Source organism: Klebsiella sp. B345, assembly GCF_051131735.1.
Classification (GTDB): Bacteria; Pseudomonadota; Gammaproteobacteria; order Enterobacterales; family Enterobacteriaceae; genus Klebsiella.
In genome coordinates, this window is sequence record NZ_CP180443.1 from 2,084,368 (window position 1) to 2,100,065 (window position 15,698).

A 15,698-nucleotide genomic window follows, 5' to 3' on the forward strand; every position below is an offset into this window, starting at 1 on the left:
TAGAGGCCGAATGCCTTAATGGTGAGGCGGCTACATGGCGCGATTTACGATCCCCTCGGGAGGGGAAATTCTGGGAAGAAAAAGGTCGCCTGACCAGTCAACTGTCCAACGACATCGGCTTACTTCCTCCCGGAGGTAAGCCAAATAACTTGCGAACCCAGTTTAGAAACGCGCCGTAAGGGCGTCCCAGCAAAAGCATCATCAGGGCAGCACCGAGCGTACCTCGAAGCAATCCGCTTCCCGAGGCCCCACTGAAAGCAATGATTAATGCATAAATGGGAACCTGAAAACTGACAAGCGCCACGCTATCCCAAAACAGCGTAGATATTCGGCTCTCACCGGCACGCCTCATCACCCAGTCTCGCCACACGCCGTAAGGTCTGGCGACCGGAACCATCAGCGCCGCCCCCAAAAGGCGGGCATGGAAAACCTGCTCCCACGTCATACCAGCAATCAGGCGTTCATTAATGATGCCGGTTGTTGTGAAAAAAAGGAGCAGCGCAACGGTATCTGCCAAAAATGCAGTCCGACGCGTCGTCTGTCTCTGGCGTTGAGGCAAAGGGATTTTCCTGTCCTGACGTGGTGGCTAAACGCGTGCTCATCCGCAGATAAGCCTAAAACTATAGCACACGAGTATTTTCCATCAGCGTGGCTGCGGCAGAGACTTATTTACGCGAAACGCACACCTTGCCATTGCCTGAATGAACAAGATATCGCACCTTGTCAGACGATAAAAAACGAAAGTTCCTGACGGACTTTTCACCAGGCCAGTACCACGATGCCGGCCGGAATATGGGCTTTTAATGGGATAAGACTATGGGTTCACAGGTATCCGCGGCGCAAGATTCACTGCTGCGGCACAGGCCGTTCGTCACCTTTTGGCTGGCGCGCACCTGTTCATCGTTTGGTTTTCAAATGTTTTCGGTTGCCGTTAGCTGGCAAATTTATGCCATCACCCACAGCGCGATGGCGCTCGGGATGATCGGCCTGATGCAATTCTTACCCTCCGTCCTGCTGGCACTCCCTGCCGGGCACCTCGCGGATCAGTTCGATCGCCGGCGGATTGTGCTACTTGGTCAATTCATTGAGTGGGTTGCATTACTCGGGCTGGTTGCGCTGACGCTGCTGCACTGGGCAGACAAGATTGAAATTTGGGGGCTGGTCTTTTTAATCTCGGTGGCAAAAGCGCTGGAGTGGCCGGCCATCACCTCAATGCTGCCGGCGCTGGTGCCGCCGCCGATCCTTGCACGGGCGATGGCGGCCAGTTCCGTCGGCGGACAGGCGGCGGTGATTATCGGCCCAACGCTTGGCGGCCTGCTGTATGTGGCGGGCCCGGAAGTGGTGTATGGCGTATCGGCGTTGTTCTATTTGTTCTCTATTGTGCTGGTTAGCCGACTGCGCTACGAGCGGCCGCCGCAAGCTCGCTTACCCATGAATCTCACCAACCTGTTTGCCGGCGTGCATTTTATCCGCGAGCGAAAAGATGTCCTGGGCGTGATCTCGCTCGATCTGTTTGCCGTTCTCCTCGGCGGGGCGACCGCGCTGTTACCCATCTTCGCGCAGGATATTTTGCATACTGGCCCCTGGGGTCTGGGGATGCTGCGCGGAGCGCCATCGGTCGGCGCGCTGCTGGTGGGCGTCTGGCTCAGCCGCCACAAGCTGGAGAAAAACGTTGGCCTGATCATGTTCGCCTCCGTGGCCGGCTTTGGCCTGGCTACGCTGGTGTTTGCGCTTTCTGAACGGCTGTGGCTTTCGCTGCTGGCGCTAGCCGCACTGGGCGGGTTCGATATGGTGAGCATGGTCATTCGCGGCGCACTGGTGCAGTTGGATACGCCGGATGATATGCGCGGTCGCGTGAACGCGGTAAATGCCATCTTCATCAATACCTCAAACCAACTTGGGGAGTTTGAATCAGGTCTGTTAGCCGCGTGGATGGGCGCCGTACCGGCAGCGGCACTTGGCGGAATTGGAACCCTGGTGGTGGTCGCCATCTGGATGACAATTTTCCCACATCTGCGTAAAAGGCAGAGGCTGGAAAATGAGGGCACCACCTGATTCCCGGTCGTTACGGTTCGGGTCACACAAAATAACAGCACCGGTTTAAGCCGGTGCTTTTATTTCAGGCACGGATATCGTCGTACTCGCGGGTGTTATCAAACTCATGTTTGGCAAACGGGCACAGCGGGATAATTTTTCGCTGCTCGCCGCGCATTTTTTCCACCACCTTCGCCACCAGCTGTTTGCCTACGCCCTGGCCTTTCAGGCTCTCGTCCACGTCGGTATGTTCAATAATGCTGAGATGCTCGCCGGTGGGGACAAAAACAATTTCGGCCACCTGATTTCCCGCTGCATCATTGACATAAAACTTGTTATGACCTTCCAGTATCTCCACTATTTCCTCACTTATTTATGGCAATATTTCAGGGCACCGCTCGGGCAGGTATCGATCACCCGTACGACGGTGGCGACATCCACTTCATCCGGGATGATCCACGGCTTACGCTTGAGGTTAAAGAGCTTTGCACTGCCGCGTACGCAGTTTCCCGAGTGCTGACAGATGTCCGTGTTGAAGTAGACATCTATCTTCTCTCCGGTATAGGCCCGATAGCCCGCTTCCAGTAGTTCCTTATCCATGACATTGCCTCATTATTTTTTTATTGTTCAGGTGCTAAGCATAGCCCTGCCAAACCGCCCCCGCTATCGGGAAATGGCGAATCCGTAATGTATATATCGTTAAGACTTAACGCATTGATGCAAAATAAATGATTAGTTTATCATCCTCTCATTACAGGTCTAATTCTGGCATAGCCTCGAAAGCCCCCTCAATAATCAGAGAGAAGCGCTGCGGCACTATTATTTCTGCAAAATGGCGATTAAACTCATTTCACAATGAGTGTGAGTATTCAGGACCTCTCCTTTGAATCATCAAATAAAACCGGCGCGTCTGGCCCTATTATTCCAGTCTGTTTTTCTCTCCGGCTGTTCATTATCGCCAGCAATTCCGGTATTCGGTGCGGCCTTCCCCGGCTGGTTTTTCTGTTTATTAGGCGGCCTGTTTTTACTCATTCCCTGTCATATCCTGATCGTTCGCCAGGGCTGGCAGGCGAGATTTTCGCCGCTGATATTCAGCTACCTGGCCCTGATGTTCCTGTTCGCCACGATCCTGTGGTTCCTGTTCTTTGTGTACTAAGTTGTGTACTAAGCCCCTATGACAAAATCCAGCCCCAGCGTATTACGCAAAAAATGGCCGTTGCTGACCCTCGTTCTCGCGGCGATCGTCGCGCTCATGGTGGTTATCTGGCAGCTCCAGACTTCACCCGCAACCAACGATGCCTATGTCTATACCGACACCATCGACGTGGTGCCGGAGGTCAGCGGGCGTATTGTCGAGATGCCGATCCGCGACAACCAGCGGGTGAAGAAAGGCGATCTGCTGTTTCGCCTCGACCCGCGCCCGTATCAGGCCATGCTGGAAGATGCCCGGGCCCGCCTGACGACGCTGGACGCGCAAATCATGCTCACCCAGCGCACGATTAAGGCCCAGGAGTACAACGCCCAGTCGGTGGCCGCTGCCGTGGAGCGCGCGAAAGCGCTGGTGAAGCAGACCACCTCGTCGCGCACTCGTCTTGAACCGCTGGTGCCTCAAGGTTTTGCATCACAGGAGGATCTTGACCAGGCGCGAACCGCTGAAAAAGCCGCCCGGGCCGAACTGGAGGCCACGCTGTTGCAGGCCAAACAGGCCGCCGCCGCGGTGACCGGCGTTGATGCGATGGTCGCCCAGCGGGCGGGGATCCTGGCGCAGATCGCGCTGGCGGAACTGCATCTTGAATTTACCGAAGTTCGCGCCCCCTTTAACGGCGTGGTAGTGGCGCTGAAAACCACCGTGGGTCAGTACGCCTCGGCGTTAAAACCGGTGTTTACCCTGATGGATGACGATCGCTGGTATGTCATCGCTAACTTCCGCGAAACTGACCTTAAAAACGTCCGCACTGGCGTGCCGGCCAGGGTCACCATCATGACCAATCATGATAAATCGTTCTCCGGCGTGGTCGACTCCGTCGGCTCCGGCGTGCTGCCCGAAGGCGGCAGCGTCATTGAGGGGCTGCCGATCATTCAAAAGAGCATCAACTGGGTTCACGTCTCGCAGCGTTTCCCGGTCAAAATCGCCGTTAAGGATCCGGACCCTGAACTCTTCCGCATGGGCGCCTCCGCCAGCGCCGTTCTTCAGCCGCGATAGGGGCGCAAGATGCAGCATGTCTGGACGTTTCTGAAGCGGGAACTGGCCGATCAACCGGGGCGGGCAAACTATACCCTGCGCCTGACGCTCAGCTGCGCGGTGCTCATCGCCCTGTTTATGACCCTGCAAATTCCCTTTTTAGCCGTGGCGCTGATCGTGGTGTTTTACGTCAGTCAGCCCAACGTGCTGATGATAAAACTGGTGAGCGTGGTCTTTTTCCTGACCGTCAGCGTTGCGCTGGGCTGCGTGCTGCTGATCATCAAATGGACCTACGATTACCCGCTGATCCGCCTCGTTATCTCGGTGGGCCTGTTTTTCTGCGCGATCTATCTGATGCGGGTGCTGGGCAAACTGGGTCTGGCCTTCTTCGTGGTGGCGCTGGTGGTGATCTACGCCCAGACCTTCCCGTCGATGACTAGCCAGAGCGAGATTCTGGTGCGGTTGCTGCTGTGGCTGTGGGTGGTCATTAACCTCGCCATCGTGGTCACCTTATTGGTTAACGCCTGTTTTCAGCAGGCGCTGCCCGGTTACCAGTTCAAAGCACAGATCGTGGTGCTGCTGCGTCAGGTGGCCGCGCGGGTGGCACAAAAGGGCAGTCCCCAGGATGCCCTCACCTTTACCGACATCGCCGGGCAGTTCGCCCGGCTGCAATCCCTGTATCACCAGGCGAGCCGCTCCAGCCCCGAGATTGCCGCCGACCCGCAGGCCTGGCAATCCCTGATGGCCGCTACCATCCACTGCTATCATCTGACCGCATTGCTGCAACCGGGTGAGGACCATGCTATCGCCCGTCAGCAGCTTTCCGCTCAGTTGCTGAGGCTGGCACAGCACCTGGACGTCAGCACACTGCCCGACACCCCGCCGGAGATCTCAGCGCCGGAGACGGCAAACCGCGTGATTTTGCAGGAGATGGCCACCACGCTAACCAGACTAGCGCGCGGAGAGACGATCCCACTCCCGGCCGGGGAAACGGAGAAAGCCCCCCTTTTGCTGCCCGATGCCTGGTCGAACCCGGCCTATCTGCACTTCGCGCTCAAAACGCTGCTGGCAACGTTGCTGTGCTACGTTTTTTATACCGCCACCGACTGGCAGGGCATCCACACCATTATGCTCAGCTGCGTGATTGTCGCCCAACCAGGACTCGGCGCCACCCTGCAGAAAACCTGGCTGCGGATCGTTGGTGCCCTGCTGGCGACCTTGCTAGCGTTGCTGATGATTGTCTATGTTCAGCCGCATACCGAGTCCCTTGTCGGCCTGCTGGCGATGACCCTGCCGGTGATGGCGCTGTCGGCGTGGATCGCGGCGGGTTCGGAGCGCATTGCCTACGCCGGGATCCAGATTGGCTTTACGTTTTCGCTGGCGTTTCTCAGTTGGTTTGGGCCGTTGACCAATTTGACTGAGCTACGTGACCGCGTGATTGGCATCGTGCTCGGCGTGCTGGTCTCATCGATAGTCCATCTCTACCTGTGGCCGGATAGCGAAGCCCCGCAGCTAAAATCCCGTCTGGCCCGGCTCTACCGGCAGATGGCGACGTACCTGCGCGCCCGCGATGACGAAGTCAAACTGGTACCACTGTTCGACTCACTCAGCGCCGTGGAAACCCTGACCCATCGGGTAGCGACAGAGCCGCTCAACGCCTGGGCACACCCGTATCCGCAGGCGAAGTCGTGGCCGGTCAAGGCGGCCTGGCTTGAGGCCCAGGAGATCGTAAGACTCAGCGAAGGCTACCGGCTGTACGCGACACCTGGGGATAATTTCCTGCACCGCTGCGCCAGCCATCTCGACGCTTACGCCTGTGGTATCGAGCAACAGAGCCCTGCGCCGACGTTACCCGGGCAGTGCCAACCGGGTAGCCACAATCCCTTTGGCCCGCCGCTGGTGGCGCTGCTGACGACCTTACCCGACTGGTCGTCCCCTTCTTCAACGCTTGCACGACAGGCAGACAAGTCATGATAAAAATGGACCCCGTAGCCCGCTTGCTGCGTTATTGCCCCCTCGCTCTGGCACTGGCGCTACTCCCCGGATGCGCGTTAATCCAGGACGATCCCGGCGAGATGAAAATCATCAACCCACAGCAGGCAGAACTCGCCCAGGTGATTCACCTCGCCAACAGCGGCTGGCCCGCCGCCCGATGGTGGGAGGGCTATCACGATGCCCAGCTCAACATGCTGGTCAACCGGGCGTTGCAAAACTCCCCAACGATGCAGGCCGCTCGCCTGCGCATCGCCCAGTCGCAATCCACCGTGGAACTGGCGCAATCGGCGATGGGCCTGCAGGCCACCGCCGTCGCGGCGCAGAACCGGTTACGGGTGACCGATAAACAGTTTACCTGGCCCTACTCTTACTCCCTGCCGGTCGATAAAAACGGCCCGTGGTACACCCTGAATACCGTCGGCGTCGGCGCGACACTGAATATCGATTTATGGGGTGCCGACCGCGCCCACGTTGCCGCCGCCATCGGCGAGAAAAATGCTCGTCAGGCGGAAACTGCTGGGATCGAGCTGGATCTCGCCAGCAGCGTGGCGCAACTGTACTTTGCGATGCAGGCAACCTTCCAGAAAATCACGCTGCTCAACCAGTTGGAGACGATTGCCCGCCTTTCGGTGCAGGCACATGAACACCGCACCCAGCGCGGCGTTGAGGATAGCGTGGATATCGCCAATGCCCAGGCCGAACTGCTGGCAGCGCAGCAGCAGGTGGTGAGCGCCAATGGGATGTTGACCCGCTACCGGGAAACGCTGCGGGCGCTGATCGGCGCCGATGCGCATTCCATGCCGGAGATCCACCCGGTGGCGCTGCCGGCACTTCAGGAAACGCTTCCGGATTCGCTCTCCTTTGAACTGCTGGCACGACGCCCGGATCTGCAGGCGCTGCGCGGCTATGTCACCGCGTCGTTAAGCCAGGTCGACGCAGCCAAGGCAGCATTTTACCCGCACTTTGATATCAAGGCCTTCTGGGGATATAACGCGCTGAGCGTCGGCGATCTGTTTAAATCCTCATTCCAGCAGATCAACCTGCTGCCGGGACTGTATCTGCCGGTCTTCGACGGCGGTCGCCTGAATGCCAATCTGCAGTCGGTGCGTACCGCCAGTAACATCCTGATTAAGCAGTACAACCAGGCGGTACTGGATGCCGTGCGCGATGTGGCGATCGGCTCCAGCGAGCTGAACGACCTGAATCAACAGGTAGCGCTGCAGAAGCTGAAGGTCACCGCCAGCCTGGCGACGGCGCAGAGCGCCAGCGCGCACTATCAGCGAGGGCTGGTCAGCCGCTATGCGGCCCAGGAGGCGCGTCGGCCCGTCATCGCCGAGCAATTGTTATTGCTGGATTTCCAGGCACAGCAGTTGAGCAGTGACATTACGTTGATCAAGGCGCTGGGTGGGGATTATCGCGGACCGGCGCTGGAGCCGCAGATGTCAGGCAAATAGCTGCCATTCTCGCGCCTGATTAACCGCCTGAATCCGGCCATTCACCTGAAGCTTTTCGTACAACTGCTTGAGATGCCATTTCACGGTTTCCGCCGTGATCCCTAAGGCGCGGGCGATCTCTTTATTGGAGTAGCCCTCGGCGATCAGCCCCAGCGTTTGCAGCTCTCGCTCGGTCAGTCGAAGATTCGCTGGCGCCTGGCGGGCTGCGGGCGTTAGGATCCCGGCCTCGCTAAATGCGGCAAGGCGCAGCGCCAGCTCACCGCTAAAGGCCTCGCCCTGACCACCGCGTTGCTGGATAGCCATCAGCAATGCGGCCATCTCTTCCCCGCCGTCCAGCAGGCTACGCCACAGCTTCTGCTGAAAGGCGCGGCGCAGCGCAGGGATCCCCACGGCAATCGCCCGCTCCTGCTCCCCGGCACGCCATAGCGCAGCGGCCTGAATCAGCCGCAGGCGCACGGCAAACAGCCACTCGCCGTCACGCTCCTGCTCATCGGCGAGTGTCTCGAGCTGGTGGGCCGCTACCAGCGGTTTTCCGGAGGAAATCAGTATCCGGCAGTGGCTTAAGGTCAAACAGGCAGTCACAATATCATTGTTCCCCGCCTCTCCCCCGAGGGCCAGCTGCTGCAGACGAAGCAGCAAACCGTTGGCCGCCGCGCGATCGCCCGCGTGAAGCGCATTGCAAATACGCTCAGCCAGTAGGGGTGCCTGCGCCCGCAGCCATCCACGCTGAACCGCCAGACCTTCGGCATGCAGCAGCAGCGATGTCATTTCATCCATCTGGCCGTTGAACCGCGCCAGCCTCGCCAGCACGATGTAGCAGCGACTAAAACCATCTGGCGGGCAGAAGTCATCGATCATCTCCAGACGGAACATCAGCAGCGTCGCGATGGACTGCACTTCCCCCTGTTCCCAGGCAATTTCGGCGAGGATCGGCGCCAGCGTTGCACCGCTGCTGGAATGGGCACCGGTCTGCTGTTCGGCATACTGTAGCGCCCGCGCCGCCTGCCGCTGAGCTTCAGCCAGGTTGCCCTGGCGTAAATACCCCTGGGCCATGACAAACGCCCGGTACACCTCCACAAACAGATTACGATTCGTCACCCGCACGCCCGATACCCGTTGCTGAACATCCAGCGCCTGCTGCGGGCGGGCGTTCGCCAGGTGGCAGTAGCTGAGAATATTGCACACCAGACCATCCACCCAGATATCGCCGCAGGGCACCTCATGCAGCAGCGGTTCGACGATCGCAATGCTCTGCGCGATATTATCGGCAAACGCTTCGCAGATGGCCCGCACGACGCGGATTTTGATCCATGAACTGTGGGCTATCTCGCTGCGGTTGGCGGCGGCCAGTGGCTCAATGGTGTCCAGCAGTTGACGGGCATCGTGAAAACGAAAGCGGTGCGCTAACGCCCACGCGAGGTTGGTTTGCAGTTCGATTCGCGAAGGATCCAGGTTAGCCGGCAGATAGCGGATCCAGCGCACCATGGTCTCAATGTCGCCCTCTTCCGCCAGCGATTGTGCCCCCACTTCCGCATGCCCGGCCCCCGCTTTTCCGGCGGCCAGCGCGTGGCGAATCGCCTCCGCCCACAGCTGCTGGCTGGCAAACCAGTTACTGGCATGCTCATGCAGCTCGCGAATATCCACCTCCGCGCTATGGCGCAGGCGATACAGCAGCGCTTCGCGCATCAGCGGGTGGTAGCGGAACCAGAAGCCGTCCGCATCCAGAGCGGACAGAAACAGATTGTGCTGCGCGATCCACGCCAGCATCGCTTCCCCATTGCGTTGCCCGGTCACGGCATCGCACAGCGACGGGTGCAGGCGATTGAGCATGGAGGTTCGCAGAAGAAAGGCCAACACCTCGGCGGGCAGTGGCGCAAAGATAACCTCCTCCAGATAGCGAGAGAGGGCACGGGAGGCGGTATTAAGTTTGCCTCCGGAGAGGCTGGAATGGGCGCTACCGTTCGCTAAGGCGGCCATTTTCATTCCGGCAACCCAGCCCTCCGTGCGGGCAATCAGCTGGGGGATATCCTGCCGTTCGGGAGCCGGCGAGATCGCGGTTGAAAAATAGATCCTGGCCTCAGCGGCGTTAAACCGAAGCGCATGATCATCAATCTCCACCAGCCGATCCTCCATATGCAGGCGGCTCAACGCCAGGGGCGGCTGGCTGCGGCTGGCAATAATCACATGCAGAGACGGCGGCGCATGGTTCAGCAGCCAGTTCAGCCCCTCGTGAATGTCCGGGTGAGTAATATTCTGGTAGTCATCAAGGATCAGGAACAGCGGTGCCTGACGGCGGTGCAGCTGGTTGACAAGCCCGGCGAGAAACAGGCGGAAATCGTCCGCTGGGGCATTATCCGCCAGCGTATTCTCCGGCTGCCACAGCGGCCGCAGCGCCTCTTGCAGGTAACGCATCAGCAACAGGGGCGTGCTGTCATCGTCGTCGATGCTCAGCCAGGCAAGTGCATCGCCCTGGTGCTGCCGATGCTGGTACCACTGGGCCAACAGAGTGGTTTTACCAAACCCGGCGGGAGCGCATACCAGCGTGAGGGTGCTGGTAAGGGCGGCATCGAGACGCTGGATAAGGCGCTCACGTGGCTGCAACGTCCCCGGCGATCGCGGCGGTGTAAAACGCGTCGCAATCAGCGGTAAGGTGCGCGCAAGGCGGAATGGCTCCTGATGCACAAACCCGCTCAATGCGTCTTCCGTCAAGGGTAACAATTCCATAGCGCCATGACCTCTTCATTCCGTACATCGGCCATTATCCCCCCCAACCGGGGGGTAGGCCATGTTTATCCATACCTATAAAGTAGTTTTATCCTCTGCCACCGATGGGCGGTATGTCAGGCCAGCCTCTTCGCGCGGCCAGCTTTTCCCATCCGGCATTCATCATCTCTTAATCAGTACAAGGTGAGTACAGAAATGGCTATCGAAAATAAAGTTGCTTTAGTGACCGGCGCCGGTCAGGGCATTGGCCGCGGTATTGCTTTACGTCTGGCCAAAGAAGGTGCGTCGGTGATGCTTGTCGACGTGAAACCGGAAGGGATTGCGGCGGTTGCCGCAGAGATTGAGGCTCTGGGTCGTAAGGCCGCGACTTTCGTGGCTAATATTGCTGACCGCAGTCAGGTGTATGCCGCCGTTGACCAGGCAGAAAAGGTCCTGGGCGGCTTTGATATTATCGTCAACAACGCGGGGATTGCGCAGGTACAGGCGATCGCCGACGTCACGCCTGACGAGGTCGATCAGATCATGCGCATCAACGTTCAGGGAACGTTATGGGGCATCCAGGCCGCGGCGAAAAAATTTATCGACCGCAAGCAGAACGGCAAAATTATCAACGCCTGCTCGATTGCCGGACATGACGGTTTCGCACTGTTGGGGATCTATTCAGCCACCAAATTTGCCGTTCGCGCTCTGACCCAGGCGGCAGCGAAAGAGTATGCCAGCCGCGGGATCACCGTGAACGCCTACTGCCCGGGGATTGTCGGTACCGGCATGTGGACCGAAATCGACAAACGTTTCTCCGACATTACCGGTGCGCCGGTCGGTGAGACCTATAAAAAATATGTTGAAGGTATTGCGCTGGGTCGCGCTGAAACGCCGGACGATGTGGCAAGCCTGGTCTCGTATCTGGCAGGCCCGGATTCTGACTATATTACCGGTCAGTCGATCCTGATCGATGGCGGGATTGTTTATCGTTAATGTTCAAAGCGGGCCGTCTTAATCAGACGGCCCGCTGTACATCGTTTTTCTGCTACTGTCAGGCGTTGGAGACCGACTTTTGAGCACTGTCGTTGCGGGTGTTTTCCAGCATACGACGCACCGGTACGATCAGCACGCAGAGCACGGCGGCGCAGATAAGCAGCGCAATCGAGCAGCGGGCGAAGAGATCCGGCAGCATATCCAGCTGGTCCGCCTTGACGTGACCGCCAATCAGGCCCGCCGCGAGGTTGCCCAGCGCGCTGGCGCAGAACCACAGCCCCATCATCTGGCCACGCATTCTTTCCGGTGCCAGCAGCGTCATGGTCGCCAGGCCAATCGGGCTCAGGCACAGTTCACCGAGGGTCAGCATCAGAATACTGCCGACCAGCCAGAACGGCGATACGCCCGCCCCGTCGTTGCTCAGTACATGCTGTGCCGCCAGCATCATCAGACCAAAGCCTGCGGCCGCGCAGAGAATACCGATAACGAATTTAGTGATGCTGCTCGGACGGACGCCTTTACGCGCCATTGCCGGCCACGCCCAGCTGAAGACCGGCGCCAGCAGAATGATAAACAGCGCGTTGACAGACTGGAACCAGACCGCCGGGATCTCAAAGTCACCGATCATGCGGTTGGTGTAGTCATTGGCAAACAGGTTAAATGAAGTTGGCTTCTGTTCAAATGCCGACCAGAAGAAGGCGGCAGAAACCAGCAGAATAAAGCATACCAGCAGGCGCGCGCGCTCTTTGCGGCTAAGTCCGGCAAACATAAACAGATAGATAAAATACAGCGCAACCGAAGCGGCAATTACGTACACCAGCATGCTGGCGACCGCGACCGGGTTCACCACGATTGCTCCCTGAGCAATCAGCGTGATGATCACCGCCGCACCCACTGCCAGCGCCAGCAGCCAGGCACCAACGCCATTTTTCTTCGCCACCGGGCTGTTCCAGGTCGAATCGAGACCCACTTCGCTGTCATAGCGTTTCATTGCCGGTACCGCAAAGACGCGGAAGATAACCAACGCGACCAGCATCCCAAGGCCACCAATGCCAAAGCCCCAGTGCCAACCGTGCGATTTGATCAGCCAGCCGGAGATCAACGGTGCGATAAACGACCCCATGTTGATGCCCATATAGAACAGCGAGAACCCACCGTCACGACGGGCATCACCTTTCTTGTACAGCGTGCCCACCATCACCGAAATACAGGTCTTAAACAGACCCGACCCCAGCACGATGAACATCAGCCCGATAAAGAACAGATTGTTGCCCATAAAGGCAGACAGGGCGATCGACAGGTGGCCCAGCGCGATCAGAATCGATCCATACCAGACCGCTTTCTGCTGGCCCAGCCAGTTATCCGCCAGCCAGCCGCCCGGCAAGGCTGCCAGGTACATACTACCGGCAAAGATACCGACGATCGCCGAGGCGTTCTCACGCGCCAGCCCCATTCCGCCGTCATACACGGTAGCGGCCATAAACAGGATTAATAATGGGCGAATCCCGTAAAACGAGAAGCGCTCCCACATTTCAGTAAAAAATAACGAACCCAGCGGGTAAGGATGACCAAAGAAGGTCCGGCTTTCATTTTTATTCACAGAGGAATGCATAACTTCTCCAGATAAGGTGCGCCGCAGCACGAAGATGCCGCAGAAAACATGTTGACCATTTATACATCCAGCCAGCAATTAACATGAGGTGTAATGTTTTTTAACTATTTGATAACCAGAGTCTGGTTTTGTCTAGCCCCTCACCCCATTCTTTTAGATGAAAACTCGACAAACGTCTACTTTTATAGATTTTAAGTTGGCCAAAGCCAAAATATGATTGACATCTCAAATGAAAATAAAATAGTCAATTATTTGATTTTAAACAATAGGTTACGTGAATTAATAATCCTATTAATGTCACGAGCAGGATCGCAGGATAACGCGATAAAAAGTAGGGGAAATAACGGGTTGGTCATCATGATGCAGAGAAGCATCGATAAGTCGTGTTCTTGCTTTGCCGGGGGATGATGGCGGCTAGCGCCATTTAATTTCGTCGCGGTTACCTTTAGCCAGATTACACTCATGGCATAACAACTGAAGATTATCCAGGCGTAGCGCCAGATGCGGGTATTTGCTACGAGGTTTAATATGGTCAACATGGATAACGACCCCATGTTTTGCTGCCGAACGCCCACAGGCGCTGCACGCACCACCATATTTTTTGAGCGCCTGATATCGAAGCGCGCGCCACTCTCTGGAGTTGTAAAACGTCTGCGAAGTACGCTTTGCTTGTTCCCTTTCCTTCTCTTGTTGTCGCCTTATGATCGCCTGAAACAGGCCCTTAGCCTCCCTATCGTCTTCATCTGCTGTGGAACGAGTCGGGTAAATGTACCGAGGGCCTTCACCCGGTTTTCTACCCCAGGCATCGCGATCTGACTTAAGCGCGGTTGGATCGGCTTTATAGATAATGCCGGCCAGAAATTTCACGCCTGTGTATAAAAAGAAAATAACGCAGGCGATAATAATTAACGATCCCATCAATCCATCTCATGAATATTCCAACGCAGAGCAGAATAACAAACACCCTGACAAATTGCATGGCATCTGGCCGTTATCTCGCGGCATGAGCGTACTATAGCGGCTATTCCCAGCCCCGGTTCTGCAACACCACCCGGTAACCGTCATCATCGACAAATGTTTTCCCGTTCATATCCCAGTATGGGTTAAACGCCGGTACCGCACAGAAGCCGGCCGCCGCCATCCGGACGCACGCGTGTTCCCAGTCGGGCTTATCGGGGTAATAGAGCACCAGTAAATCCTCATCCGTCGGGCCAGGCTGCACCGGGTGTCGATGACAGGTAGTGAATTCCAGATGCCAGTGCAGCGTCGCGTGGCCCAGCATGATTCCACTGAAGCCGTCATGGTCGGCGAAATCAGCAATCCGCTCTAGCCCCAACCCCTGGCTGTACATCTCGTAGGCGTGCTCAATGTCACTGACCGGTCTGGCAATACGCATATGGCTGAAATTCATAGAGGCTCCTGTGGGTTAATATCTGCTGCCCACTATAGGCAGCCGCAAGTTTACTCTACCCGCGATTCCAGCCTGCACTTGTCCATCAGAGCCTTTGGGGACAGCGCCGTGCGGTGAATGTGCGTCGCGCTGAGGATGTGGGATTATTAGATTGACCTGAACATGGTTATAAACATTACAAATAACAGGGCTATCGTTTTATTATTAGATACCATAACACATTCCCTATAAGCGTAATTCAATCACTTCACAAATACGCCATCATTAATAACATCTAAACCTCAAAAACAAATATTTTGTAATCAAAAGCCCGCCAAGACATTATTTTTATTTTTGCAGCCTTAGGAAACATCTGATATCTTTATTAAATACATTTATAGAATCACTACGCCACCATGCCTGGAATGATAATCGACAATGAGATAGTTTTCTTTCCTGCAGAGAAAAAACTATCTTCGTTACGCAACGGTAAATCCATCATCATATTTAGTACTGGTGCTCGCTGCCTTGAACATTTGATTGATAAACAAGGGTTCATTGTCTCCCAGAAAGAACTCATCTCAGTGGGATGGGTAGAGGACGATGCCTATAAAACCGTATCACAAGCTACCTATTATCAATGCCTTACTGATTTAAGAAAGAATTTTAAAGACCTCGGATATGATAAACCGCTCATCAATACGGTACGAGGACAAGGTGTCAGAATTGACGCTGATATCAGCATTGCCTCAACCGCTGACGAGAGTGTAGTCACAGGCGCAGAACAGGCGCCACCGCTCAGTCAACCGGCGCGTGTCTCTTCGGCAAAGAAAAAAAGTCGTTTATTCATGATGGTTGCACTAGCGATCGCCATGCTTATCACTATTGTTTATGTTGCAACCACCCGCTGGCAACATAAAGACAGCATTGAAGGGGATTATCACAGTATTGAAAACTATCCCGCATGCTATTTATTCAATAAAGAAAATACGGATAACGAATTGATCGTTAACTACTTACAGAAGAAAAATCTCAACTGTGAAAGCGGCAGAAAATTCTATATTTCACATTCTCCAACCACGCCAAGATTAACTGTTTTTTCTTGCACGACCACAGAACCCATGACCTGTGAGTCTTTTACCTTTTTGGACAGCCTGTCATGACGCGTTTTTTTAGCTTTGCACTCCTTCTTTTATCAATGTCTGGTGTATGGTCTGCACATGCTGAAGAGTCCATAAACTGCAGCGCAAAGCACAGCCTGTTTCATGGGTCTACTAGCGTCGTCGCCTTCTACCATTTTATTCTGAATAAGAATCATGGCGCCGTGTTAAT

The 15,698-nt window shown here is 56.2% G+C and carries 14 protein-coding genes; 7 read left to right on the plus strand and 7 right to left on the minus strand.

Annotation, left to right across the window (positions count from 1 at the left end; genetic code table 11):
• Positions 1-97: 97 nt before the first annotated feature.
• Positions 98-517, minus strand: a complete 420-nt coding sequence (gene alaE, locus ACMYSO_RS09690) for an L-alanine exporter AlaE (protein WP_434670324.1) — start codon at positions 515-517, stop codon at positions 98-100.
• Between the two features lie 299 nt (positions 518-816).
• Between alaE and ACMYSO_RS09695 the strand changes: the two genes are divergently transcribed.
• Positions 817-2,055 (plus strand): MFS transporter, encoded by a 1,239-nt coding sequence (locus ACMYSO_RS09695; RefSeq protein ID WP_434670325.1) that lies wholly within the window; start codon positions 817-819, stop codon positions 2,053-2,055.
• Positions 2,056-2,119: 64 nt separating this feature from the next.
• Here the strand turns inward: ACMYSO_RS09695 and ACMYSO_RS09700 are convergent, their stop codons facing one another.
• On the minus strand, positions 2,120-2,392 hold the full coding sequence (locus ACMYSO_RS09700) for a GNAT family N-acetyltransferase (protein WP_004867312.1): 273 nt from the start codon (positions 2,390-2,392) through the stop codon (positions 2,120-2,122).
• Positions 2,393-2,403: 11 nt separating this feature from the next.
• Positions 2,404-2,634, minus strand: a complete 231-nt coding sequence (gene yjdI / locus ACMYSO_RS09705; protein ID WP_434583177.1) for a 4Fe-4S mono-cluster protein YjdI — start codon at positions 2,632-2,634, stop codon at positions 2,404-2,406.
• A 283-nt stretch (positions 2,635-2,917) separates the two neighbouring features.
• Here yjdI and ACMYSO_RS09710 point away from each other — a divergent pair, with 283 nt between their 5' ends.
• From ACMYSO_RS09710 to ACMYSO_RS09725, 4 genes are read left to right on the plus strand one after another with little or no spacing between them, the layout of a single operon-like run.
• On the plus strand, positions 2,918-3,190 hold the full coding sequence (locus ACMYSO_RS09710) for a YtcA family lipoprotein (RefSeq protein WP_434670327.1): 273 nt from the start codon (positions 2,918-2,920) through the stop codon (positions 3,188-3,190).
• An 18-nt stretch (positions 3,191-3,208) separates the two neighbouring features.
• The gene (gene mdtN / locus ACMYSO_RS09715; RefSeq protein WP_434670328.1) at positions 3,209-4,237 is read left to right on the plus strand and encodes a multidrug transporter subunit MdtN; all 1,029 of its coding nucleotides are present in this window, start codon (positions 3,209-3,211) and stop codon (positions 4,235-4,237) included.
• A gap of 9 nt (positions 4,238-4,246) precedes the next feature.
• Positions 4,247-6,190 carry an FUSC family protein gene (locus ACMYSO_RS09720; protein WP_434670329.1) on the plus strand — a complete coding sequence of 648 codons (1,944 nt, stop codon included), beginning with the start codon at positions 4,247-4,249 and terminating at the stop codon, positions 6,188-6,190.
• A gap of 5 nt (positions 6,191-6,195) precedes the next feature.
• Positions 6,196-7,665, plus strand: coding sequence for an MdtP family multidrug efflux transporter outer membrane subunit (locus tag ACMYSO_RS09725; protein ID WP_434670783.1), 1,470 nt, complete (start codon positions 6,196-6,198; stop codon positions 7,663-7,665).
• Here ACMYSO_RS09725 and ACMYSO_RS09730 read toward each other — a convergent pair.
• On the minus strand, positions 7,654-10,389 hold the full coding sequence (locus tag ACMYSO_RS09730; RefSeq protein ID WP_434670330.1) for a LuxR C-terminal-related transcriptional regulator: 2,736 nt from the start codon (positions 10,387-10,389) through the stop codon (positions 7,654-7,656). The two genes, ACMYSO_RS09725 and ACMYSO_RS09730, sit on opposite strands and share 12 nt — an antisense overlap.
• Before the next feature lie 195 nt (positions 10,390-10,584).
• On the opposite strand from ACMYSO_RS09730, the gene ACMYSO_RS09735 reads away from it, so the two are divergent.
• Positions 10,585-11,364 carry an acetoin reductase gene (locus tag ACMYSO_RS09735; RefSeq protein ID WP_434583172.1) on the plus strand — a complete coding sequence of 260 codons (780 nt, stop codon included), beginning with the start codon at positions 10,585-10,587 and terminating at the stop codon, positions 11,362-11,364.
• 58 nt (positions 11,365-11,422) lie between these two features.
• On the opposite strand, the gene ACMYSO_RS09740 is transcribed toward ACMYSO_RS09735, so the two are convergent.
• The 3 genes from ACMYSO_RS09740 to ACMYSO_RS09750 form a co-directional block, all read right to left on the minus strand.
• Entirely contained in the window at positions 11,423-12,976 is a 1,554-nt protein-coding gene (locus ACMYSO_RS09740) for a peptide MFS transporter (protein ID WP_434670331.1), read from the minus strand.
• Between the two features lie 414 nt (positions 12,977-13,390).
• The gene (locus ACMYSO_RS09745; protein WP_434670333.1) at positions 13,391-13,894 is read right to left on the minus strand and encodes an HNH endonuclease; all 504 of its coding nucleotides are present in this window, start codon (positions 13,892-13,894) and stop codon (positions 13,391-13,393) included.
• A gap of 103 nt (positions 13,895-13,997) precedes the next feature.
• Positions 13,998-14,387: a VOC family protein gene (locus ACMYSO_RS09750; RefSeq protein WP_434670334.1), complete on the minus strand. Its 390-nt coding sequence runs from the start codon at positions 14,385-14,387 to the stop codon at positions 13,998-14,000.
• Between the two features lie 404 nt (positions 14,388-14,791).
• Between ACMYSO_RS09750 and ACMYSO_RS09755 the strand changes: the two genes are divergently transcribed.
• Positions 14,792-15,529, plus strand: a complete 738-nt coding sequence (locus ACMYSO_RS09755; protein WP_434670335.1) for a winged helix-turn-helix domain-containing protein — start codon at positions 14,792-14,794, stop codon at positions 15,527-15,529.
• Positions 15,530-15,698: the final 169 nt, after the last annotated feature.